Raw genomic sequence first — 9733 nt, 5'->3', positions numbered from 1 at the left:
GCGCGGGCCGCGCCGGCACGGCGGCGTGGCCGCCCCGGCACGGCGGCGTGGCCGCCCCGGCTCGATCGGTCAGTACGCGGGCAGCGACGGGTCGATCTGCTTGATCCAGGAGAGCACGCCGCCCTGAACGTGCACGGCGTCCTTGAAACCGGCCGCCTTGAGCGCGGCGAGCGCCTCCGCCGAGCGGACGCCCGACTTGCAGTGCAGCACGATCTGCCGGTCCTGTGGCAGCTTGGCGAGGGCCTCACCGGAGATGATGTCGCCCTTGGGGATCAGGGTGGCGCCGGGGATCTGGACGATCTCGTACTCGGCCGGCTCGCGTACGTCGACGAGGAAGATGTCCTTGCCTGCGTCCTGCCACTCCTTGAGCTCCAGAGCGGTGATGGTCGAGTCGAGCGTCGCCTCCTGGGCCTCCTCGGAGACCGCGCCGCAGAAGTCCTCGTAGTCTTCCAGCAGGTCGGTGACCGTCGGGTTGTCGCCGCAGAGCGCGCAGTTCGGGTCCTTGCGGACCTTGATCTTGCGGTATTCCATCTCCAGGGCGTCGTAGACCATGAGGCGGCCGACCAGCGGCTCACCGATGCCGGTGAGCAGCTTGATCGCCTCGTTCACCTGGATCGAACCGATCGACGCGCAGAGCACGCCGAGCACGCCGCCCTCGGCGCAGGAGGGAACCATGCCGGGCGGCGGCGGCTCCGGGTAGAGGCAGCGGTAGCAGGGGCCGTGCTCGGCCCAGAACACCGACGCCTGGCCGTCGAAGCGGTAGATCGACCCCCAGACGTACGGCTTACCCAGCAGCACCGCCGCGTCGTTCACCATGTAGCGGGTGGCGAAGTTGTCGGTGCCGTCGACGATCAGGTCGTACTGGGCGAAGATCTCGCGGACGTTTTCGCGATCCAGCGCGGTGTTGTGGATCTCCACCTTCACCAGGGGGTTGATCTCGCGGATCGACGCGGCGGCCGACTCGGCCTTGGACCGGCCGATGTCGGAGACGCCGTGGATGACCTGGCGCTGGAGGTTCGACTCGTCGACGGTGTCGAAGTCGATGATGCCGAGCGTGCCGACCCCAGCCGCGGCGAGGTACAACAGGGCGGGCGACCCGAGGCCGCCGGCGCCCACACAGAGCACCCGGGCGTTCTTCAGCCGCTTCTGGCCGGTCACCCCGACGTCCGGGATGATCAAGTGGCGTGAGTAGCGGCGGATCTCGTCTACGGTCAGCTCGGCGGCGGGCTCGACGAGCGGGGGCAACGACACGGTGGACTCCCCGGGATCGGCGGTGTGAACCGCGCCATTGTTGCTCGCGGGAGCCCTCCTCGGCCATGAGGGACGACACGTGGTCCGGTATGCGGGAGCGGGAATAACCGAGGACCCGGCGGATCAGGGGACGATGTCCCCCGCGTAGCGACGACCGTCGAGGTACGGCCAGGCGTTGGCGACGCAGCCTTGCAGGCCGTACGTCTGCTGCTGCATCACCGGGGCGGGCTCCCCCGGGCCCGGACACGCCTCGTGCTCCGCGCCGAACTCGTGGCCCACCTCGTGGTTGATGACGTAGGTCCGGTAGGTGTCCAGCGGGGCGCCGTAGTCGGGGACCGCCTCCATCCAGCGGGCCAGGTTGATGATGACCTGACCGGGCAGGCGACAGGAGGTGTAGCGCTCGGTGGTCAACCCACCCTCGGCGCACATCCGCTCGGACGTGACCGGGGTGGCCAGGTAGATGGTGAAGTCGGCGGCCCCTGCGTCGGCCACCCGTTGCACCCGCAGCTCATCGGACGCGATCCAACTGCGCGGGTCGGTCAGCACCTCGTCCACCCGGGAGGCGAACACGTCGGCGTCCTGGCCGGCGCCGCGTTCCACGACGACCCGGTACCGGTGCAGCGGCCCGTCCGTGCCGTACACCGGTGTCTCGCCGTCGGCTGCCGTGAAGCGTCCCGCTCCGACCGACGGATAGCCGGTGGGCGCCGGGTGCGCGGCCGCCCCACCTCCGTGGCCCATTCCGCCCTGCGTGGTGGCCGGAGGCTCGACCGATGGTTCGCCGCCCCGGCTCACAGTCACCCCGATGGCGCTCGCGAGCACGAGCAGACCGAGCAGCATGCTGCGACGACGACGCCGGTGCATCCGGACGAACGCGGGACGCGCACCCCGCAACGCCGAGCTGGGCTCGGGCGGCCGGGGCGGGCCGTAAGGGGACGACGGCGTCATAGGATCAAGCCTGCCAGATTATTCGGGCATTTCTCCGTTTTTGCCGCTATTGCCGCAAGACGCCTGATGGAGGGGTCAATGGTCGGCGTGTCGTACTCAGAGAGCGGGGCCCGTGTACCGACGCCCGTTCAGGTACGGCCAGGGGTTGACCCGGCAGCCGTTGAGGAACAGCGTCTGCTGCATCATCACCGGAGCCGGCCGGCCCTTGCCGGGGCAGCGCTCGTGCCGATGCCCGAGCTGGTGACCCACCTCGTGGTTGACCACGTACGTCCGGTAGACCGTCAACGGCACACCGGCCGAGACGAAGTGCGGCACTGACAACCGCCACCGATCCAGGTTGATGATCACCTGGCCGGACGCGCGACAGGACGTGTACGGGCGGCCGTCGATCCGGATGTCGACCCCACCCTTCGCGCACATCCGACCCGCGGTGCGGGCGGTGGCCAGGTAGACGGTGAAGTCCCGAGGCGCAGCCCCCGGCACCTGCTGGAGCCGCAACCTGCCGCTGTCGACCCAACTGCCCGGCCCGGCCAGCGCCGCCTCCACCGCCTCGGCGAACTCGGTGACGTCCTCCGCGCTGCCCGACTCCACAGCGACCCGGTAACGCCGCAGCTCACCGGCCCGCCCCAGCACCGGGCCGGAACGGGCGTCGTACCCGAACCCGCCCGTGCCCGCGCTCGGAACCGCGCCGGGCACCCGCAACACCGGGGGCGGGCTCGGCGTGATCGCGCCGGAGGGCGAAGGGGCGGGCGGCAGCGGCCCGGCCACCAGCGGCGGCGGCGCGCTGATCTCCTCGGCGGCCAACCGCTCAGCGCCCGGGTGCCCACCCGGCCCTTCGGCGATCACGGTCACCGCCGCGCCGACGGCCACCACCACCGCCACCAGTTGGGCGACCAGCGCGACACGTCGCCGACGGCGAGCAGAATGGCGGGCTGAGCTGAGCATCCAGGTCAGCCTGCCAGATCAGACCGCCCCGCGGCGTCCCCCGTTTCGGTGAGCAGGCCGACCACCGCGCGGGCGACCAGCCGGGGAACCTCCAACTGCGCCACATGGCCGACGCCCTCGAGCATCATCAGTCGGCTGTCCGGAATGAGCCGGGCGGTCTGCGGCCCGACCCGCACGTCGACCAGACGGTCCTGCAGACCGCCCACCACAAGGGTCGGTGCGCGTACCGCCTCGGCGAGGCGCCACAGCGACCCCGGCCCCCGCAGGTACGCCCGCAGGAAGCTGGAGACCAGCCCACGGAACGTCCGGACGTACGCGGCGGCGTAGTGCTCGGCCTCGTACCGCACCCGGATCTCCTCCAGCGCCTCGGCCCGGCGCTGATCGCAGATCCGGCTGAGGTCGGCGACGCACGCCTCCAGCACCTGCTGGGCCATCACCTCGGGAGCAAGCTGGGTGAGATGCCGGGCGACCAGCCGCTCACCTCGCGGAATGGCGAGCACCGGCAGCATCCGCCCCTGCAACGAGCGCCGGAAATCCAGGAACGGCAGCGCCGGGGATATCAGGGTGAGGGTGCGGACCAGATCCGGCCGGAGCGCGGCGACCTGGACCGCGACCGCGCCACCCAGCGAATTGCCGAACAGGTGCACCGGCCCTCGACCGGAATGCTCGATCCAGCGGACGACCAGATTCGCGAAGGCCGGAATCGTGTAGCTCGGGCCCGGCTCGCTACGGCCGAAGCCGGGCAGGTCGATGGCCTGACCGTCCAGCCGGTCGGCGAGCAGACCGGCCAGGTCGGTCCAGTTCTGCGACGACCCGCCCAACCCGTGCACGTACAACGCCGGCTCCGCACCGGCGGCGGTGGCCGGGGTGTCCCGGACGTACGTGACCCGGCCGTCGAGGCGGACCTCCCGGCCCGGCCATGGCGGCGGGACGCGGTCGTCGGGGAGCAGGTTATCCGGCCAGAGGGTGGCGCGTCTCATTGCTCCAGTCTGCCTCGAACCACTCAGGACAGCAGCGCCTCAAGCCGACGGTTGACCGCCGCCAGCGTCGCCCGGACCACAGCCTGACGCGGATCACCCGCGACCAGGGCCGACCCGGCGAGCTGCTCGACCCAGCCCTCACAGACCAGCAGCGCCACAACGGTGGCCACCTCGCAGTTGCCGAAGGGCACCACGGCGGCGTGCTCGACGAAACAGCGCCCCCGCTCGGCGTTCTCGGCACCGCGCAGCAACTCGTCCACCGCGGCCGCCGCCGCCACCGCGCAGAGCCGCAACACGTAGCCGTCCACCGCCGGCCCGGTGGCGTACCCGGAGGCACTGTCGCCCCCGGCCAGCAGCCGGACCTCCACGTTCGCGTCCAGGCCGAAGGTGCTGACCTGCACGTGGTCGATCACCACCCGGGGCCCCGGCGTACCGCCGGTCTCCAGTGGCCGCGACGGCGCCGACTCCGTCGTGGTCACCTGACCACCGGAGTACGACGTGCCCAGCGTCGCCGGGCTACCGGTCGCGGCGCCGGCCGGCGCGGACGAGACCGACCCTGGTTCCTCCACCGTGGCGCGCCCCCGGTGCGGAGCGTTCGACCGGCGGCGGCGCGTCGGGTCCGTGCCGGTCCGCTGCTCCGGCCCGGCCGGCAGGGACTCGACCCGACCGCTTGACGGGCGGGCGACCGTCGGCGGCTCGGCCGAGCGAACCTCGCCGGGGTCGCGCGAAGCCGCGTTTCGAGTCTCCGGGGCACGTCGCTCGGCGGGCTCGGCCGCGCGACGGCGAACCGGTGGTGGTGGCGTGCTGGGCAGGCCGGGCACGTTCTGCGGGGCCGCGGCCAACCCCATCCGCTCCTGGAGCAGCCGGGCCACCTGCCGGCTCACCTCGGCCGGGTCGGCACCGTCGGCCAGGTCCAGTCGCAGACTGTGCGCACCCGCCGGAGTGCGGCGCAGGGCCGCGTCGCGGACACCGGCCACCTCCCGGACGGCGTCCAGGATCGCGTTGACATCGAACCCCTCGGGGCGCTCGCGCAGTGGGGCTGGCTCGTCGTCCCGGCGCAGGTGAGTGGCGATGCGGGCCAGTTCCGGAGTTTCGGCGGGTGGCTCCACGGCTGGCGGCTCCGGCACGACGGGCACGTCCGGTTCCGCGGGGACGCGCTGCGGCAGCACCACCGCGCTCGCAGCCGACTGCCGGCCATCGTCGGCCGGGGACGTCGGGTCGGGAGCGGATCGGCGCGCCGCGTAGGCGGAGGCGGAGGCGGACGTCGGTGCGGACTGATCGCGGCGGCCGGAACCCTTGGGGTTGGTGGGCGGAACCGCTGCGGTGGAGGGCAGGGTGGCGTCAGTCGATGGCGAGCCGTTCACCGGCGCGGCCGGTGTGGGCGGCTCGACGGGTGACGGACCGGGCTCGGGTGTCGCCGGCCGGAGCCGGAACGGCCCGGTCGGTCGGACGTCGGGCCGGGCCCGGCCAGGCGTCTCGCCTCCGTCGCCCCCACCGGTGCTGGCCGACCGGCTGGCCGGCCATGACGGGCGCTCGACCGGGGTGGCCGGGAGCCGGCCCTCGGACCAGTCCGGCCGCTCGGCCCCGGAACTGCTCGCCGTCGGCGAACCGCCGGTCCAGGACGAGCGCTCCGCGACCAGCGACGGGCCTGCCGGAGCCGGTGGCGCGTCGGTCACCGTGGGCGGTGGCCCGGCCGGAGCCGGCGGCGGTCCGGCGGGTACCGGAGGCGTCGCCTCGGCCGGTAGGGGCGGGTCGGACGATGCGGGGCTGGAGGCCCAGGAGGGTCGCGTCGGCGGGGAGCTGGCCGGCGCCGGATCGGCGCCGCCGGCCCAGGACGGTCGCGTCGCCGCCGCGCCGGTGGCGGGCGGTTCGGAACCGCCGGCCCAGGACGGTCGTACCGGCGGCACACTGGTCGCCGCCTCGGACCCGCCGGCCCAGGACGGCCGCACCGGCGGCAGGCTGGTCGGCGTCGGATCGGCCCCCCCGGCCCAGGAGGGCCGCGCGGGCGACGCGTTGGTGGGGTCGGGATCGGCCCCGCCAGCCCAGGACGGGCGGTCGGACCGGGGTCCGCCGGTCGCCCCGGAACCCGCCCAGGACGGACGCTCAGCAGGCGGACCACTGGTCGGCGTCGCGCCACCCGCCCACGACGGACGCTCAGCGGGCGGACCACTGGTCGGCGTCGCGCCACCCGCCCACGACGGACGCTCAGCAGGCGGACCACTGGTCGGTTCGGCGGGGCGTTCCGGGGTGGACGCGGATTCGACCCGGCCGGGTTCGTACGGACGGGGCACCTCGGCGCGCACCGGCTCGTACGGACGGGGCACCTCGGCGCGCACCGGCTCGTACGGCTGGTGGGGTTCGCCGACCCAGTCCGGCGCCGACTCGTCCCGTGCAGCCGGGCCAGCCGGCTCGTCGTCCTGGCGGGACCAGGGCGGGGCCCACCCGCCACCCCAGCTCGGGCGGTTCCAGCTCGGCCCCGACCAGTCGGGCTCGATGGCCGACGACTCCCCGGCCCGGTGCGTTTCGCCGGGACGCTGCGCGTCCCCGGTGCGATGCGCCTCGCCGGCGCGATGCGTGTCTGCCGGGCGGGAACCCTCGGAAGCGCGACCGGGCTCGCCCTCGTCGGCGGAGGCGGCCGGGCCCGGGTTGCGTCCCGAGGTGGCTGCGGGCTCGGGTGCGAGCGGGTCCCGCCAGTCGCGTGGGGCGGTCGGACTCTCGTCGGCGGCCAGCCGCTCGGCGATCGGCGCGTGGAAACCGGGTGGAACCTCGAAACCCGACGCCGCGGTGCCGACGGGTGGCACCTGGACGGCCGGCGGGGCCGAGGTGGGCAAGCCGGGCTCGGCCCAGCGGGCACGGTGCGCGGCAGCCGGATCGGCGCTGGAGTGTGGGGCGGGGCCCGGGTCGGACTCGACGGCACCCTGCTCCGCTGGCGGTGCGGGACGTTGGGCGGGCACCACGAGCCGGTCGCCGGCCGCCCCGAGGCGACCCTCCTCGGGCAGCCCGGGTGGTGCGCTCACCGGCGTGGGGCGCCCCGAGGGCGGTTCGAGACCGGGGTGGTGGACGCCGTTGACGTCGTCCGGGTGGTGCACGCCGTTGACCTGGTGGCCGTTGGTGCGGGTCGGCGACTCCGGGTCGCCCGACCGCCCCACCAGCGGCGATGGCAGGTCACCGTGCCGTGTCGAGGAGCTCCGCCAGCCCGACGCGGGGTCGGGCTGCCAGCGCGGCGCCTCATCCCGGGCGTCCTCGTGGTCGGCGGCTCGGGGCCACCCACCCGCCTGAGGCGCCCACCCACTGACGGAACGGCTCGGGTCGTCGTGCTGACCCGCTCCGTCACCGTGATCTCCCGGGGTGGCGGCTCCGGGTTGCCCTGTTTCACTCACCGCGCGCTCCTTGGTCGCCCCCGCTGAGGCTACCGTGTGCCGAGAGTGGCGATAAGTTACAGCGGCGGGCCATTTCCACGACCGAGGTCACGGGCCTCGCCCGGTCTGGGGGGAAAATGCCGGCTCGTACGGAGAACTCGGAGGATCCCATGACCGCTGCGGGGAACGGTGCACAGACCGCTGGCCGGCCCACCCGCCTGCCTCGCTCCGCGCGTCGTAAGCAGCTTCTCGCTGCGGCGCAGGAGGTGTTCGTCGCGCAGGGCTACCACGCCGCCGCGATGGACGACATCGCCGAGCGGGCCGGGGTCTCGAAGCCGGTGCTCTACCAACACTTTCCCGGAAAGATGGATCTCTACCTGGCGCTGCTCGACACGCACTGTGACGCCATCGTCGCTCAGGTGCAGGATGCGATGCGCGGTACCAGCGACAACAAGGAACGTGTCAGCGCGTCGGTACGGGCGTACTTCGACTTCGTCGACCACGAGAGCGAGGCGTTCCGGCTCGTCTTCGAATCGGACCTGCGCAACGACCCGGCCGTACGGCAGCGGGTGGAGCGGGTCGAGCAGGGCTGCATCGCGGCGATCACCGACACCATCATCTCCGACACCGGGGTGAGTCGGGCGCACGCCGAGCTGCTGGCCTCCGGGCTGGTCGGCGCGGCGGAGACGGCCGCACAGTTCTGGCTGGCCGGCGGCCGACAGGTGCCGAAGGCCGAAGCTGAGGCGTTGGTGGCCGCGCTGTCGTGGCGGGGCATCGCGAGCTTCCCGCTGCAAGGTGAGTCAGCCTGACCGCCGGGCCCGTGATCGGATAGCCTTCGCAGGGCGGTTCTCTCGCCCCAGTTGAGGAGGCACAGTGGAGGTCAAGATCGGCGTGCAGTACGCGCCACGCGAGCTGGTAGTGGACAGCGCGCAGTCGCCGGCCGAGATCGAGCAGATCGTGACCGACGCCTTCGCCGGCAACGGCGGCACGCTCTCCCTGACCGACGAGAAGGGCCGGCGGGTCATCGTTCCGGTCGAGAAGGTCGCCTACGTCGAGATCGCCGAGGCGTCGTCCCGGGCGGTCGGGTTCACCGTCCGCTGACCGGTCCGGCCATCGCGGCAGGTCGGCACTCGACCCACCTGCCGCAGGCCGGAGCCGGCCGACCCGGCCGGGTGGTCAGTTGTTCAGCCCGGCGGCGGCCATTCGCGCGGTGTGCGCGGTGGTGAGCCTGCCGAACAGCCCCGGCACGTCGACCCGGCCGTCGTGTGCGATCAGCGCGGTGAGGGTGGCCCGCTCGGCGGCGACACGGCCGGCCTGGGACAACGCCTCACCCACCAGCCGTCGGGCCCACATGGAGAGCCGACCGGCCACCCGGGGGTCGTCGGCGACGGCCACCCGGATCTCCGCAGCGGCGAAGTCCGCGTACCGGGAGTCGTGCAGGACGTCCAGCACCAGCGCCCGGTCCGGTTCCTCCAGCGCGTCGGCAATCTCGCGAACGAAGTCGTCGGTGATCGCGTCGCCCACGTACGCCTTCGTGACCACCCCCGCCCAGTCCCGCGGCTCGGTTGAGTCGTGGTACGCCTGCAACGGCTCGACATAGGGCGCCATCGCATCCTCGGGCGGTACGCCCAACGCGGTGAGCCGGTCGGCGAGGCGCCGGTAGTTGGCGATCTCAGCCGCGGCCATCTCGTTGAGCGCTGCCCGGCGGCGCAGGTCAGGAGCGAGCCGGGCATCACCCGCCATCCGCTCGAAGGCGAGCAGCTCGCCGAAGGCGACCAGACCCAGCAAATCGGCGTACGCGGAACCGGAAGCGGACACGAGCGGCAGGCTATCGCGTGGCTGCCCTCCGCGCTGGCCCCCGCCGATCACGAAGTCATGGTGCCCGGTTGCTAAATTTTTGAACCTTTTGTCCACCACCACAACTCCATGATCGACGTTGGCGGGGGCGGGGCGCGGCGAACGAGGGCGCGGGCGGGACCGGGGGGCTGGTGTGGGGTGGGTCACAATTGCTTGCCCCGCGTGGCGAGTGGCCGACTGGGAATCGGGACGGGGGTATGCCTGTTCAGGTAACATGGAGCAGTTGCCGTGGGCGCCGATCTGATCGAAGCTCAGCCCGCGGCGCGCGTGCGGCCCGGTCCGGCTCGGCAATCTGCCGCCGACCGTGTGGCCCGCGTCATACCGAACGCGCCCTGAGGACATGACGGGCGCACCCACGAGAGGGCACCCCTACATCCACATGAGCGACCTGACTCA

At 73.1% G+C, this 9733-nt stretch carries 7 protein-coding genes and 1 pseudogene; 2 read left to right on the top strand and 6 right to left on the bottom strand.

Annotated elements, in window-relative coordinates; all coding sequences use genetic code 11:
- Positions 1–69: 69 nt before the first annotated feature.
- The 5 genes and pseudogenes from moeZ to ABZ749_RS20340 form a co-directional block, all read right to left on the bottom strand.
- Positions 70–1318, bottom strand: a pseudogene (gene moeZ, locus ABZ749_RS20360) (adenylyltransferase/sulfurtransferase MoeZ).
- Positions 1319–1374: 56 nt separating this feature from the next.
- The gene (locus tag ABZ749_RS20355; RefSeq protein WP_357229930.1) at positions 1375–2196 is read right to left on the bottom strand and encodes a DUF3152 domain-containing protein; all 822 of its coding nucleotides are present in this window, start codon (positions 2194–2196) and stop codon (positions 1375–1377) included.
- Positions 2197–2292: 96 nt separating this feature from the next.
- Positions 2293–3141: a DUF3152 domain-containing protein gene (locus ABZ749_RS20350; protein ID WP_357229928.1), complete on the bottom strand. Its 849-nt coding sequence runs from the start codon at positions 3139–3141 to the stop codon at positions 2293–2295.
- Between the two features lie 5 nt (positions 3142–3146).
- Positions 3147–4121: an alpha/beta hydrolase gene (locus tag ABZ749_RS20345; protein ID WP_357229926.1), complete on the bottom strand. Its 975-nt coding sequence runs from the start codon at positions 4119–4121 to the stop codon at positions 3147–3149.
- A 23-nt stretch (positions 4122–4144) separates the two neighbouring features.
- The gene (locus tag ABZ749_RS20340) at positions 4145–7501 is read right to left on the bottom strand and encodes a hypothetical protein (protein ID WP_357229924.1); all 3357 of its coding nucleotides are present in this window, start codon (positions 7499–7501) and stop codon (positions 4145–4147) included.
- A gap of 149 nt (positions 7502–7650) precedes the next feature.
- Here ABZ749_RS20340 and ABZ749_RS20335 point away from each other — a divergent pair, with 149 nt between their 5' ends.
- Together ABZ749_RS20335 and ABZ749_RS20330 are read left to right on the top strand one after the other, a co-directional pair.
- The gene (locus tag ABZ749_RS20335) at positions 7651–8289 is read left to right on the top strand and encodes a TetR/AcrR family transcriptional regulator (RefSeq protein ID WP_030489514.1); all 639 of its coding nucleotides are present in this window, start codon (positions 7651–7653) and stop codon (positions 8287–8289) included.
- Positions 8290–8353: 64 nt separating this feature from the next.
- A complete protein-coding gene (locus ABZ749_RS20330; RefSeq protein ID WP_088950288.1) occupies positions 8354–8581 on the top strand; it encodes a DUF3107 domain-containing protein in 228 nt (75 codons plus the stop codon).
- Between the two features lie 75 nt (positions 8582–8656).
- On the opposite strand, the gene ABZ749_RS20325 is transcribed toward ABZ749_RS20330, so the two are convergent.
- A complete protein-coding gene (locus tag ABZ749_RS20325) occupies positions 8657–9298 on the bottom strand; it encodes a ferritin-like fold-containing protein (RefSeq protein ID WP_357229922.1) in 642 nt (213 codons plus the stop codon).
- Positions 9299–9733: the final 435 nt, after the last annotated feature.

The sequence above is a fragment of the Micromonospora sp. NPDC047753 genome, from assembly GCF_040642735.1.
Taxonomy (GTDB): Bacteria; Actinomycetota; Actinomycetes; order Mycobacteriales; family Micromonosporaceae; genus Micromonospora.
This window is presented reverse-complemented; position numbering and strand designations above follow the sequence as displayed.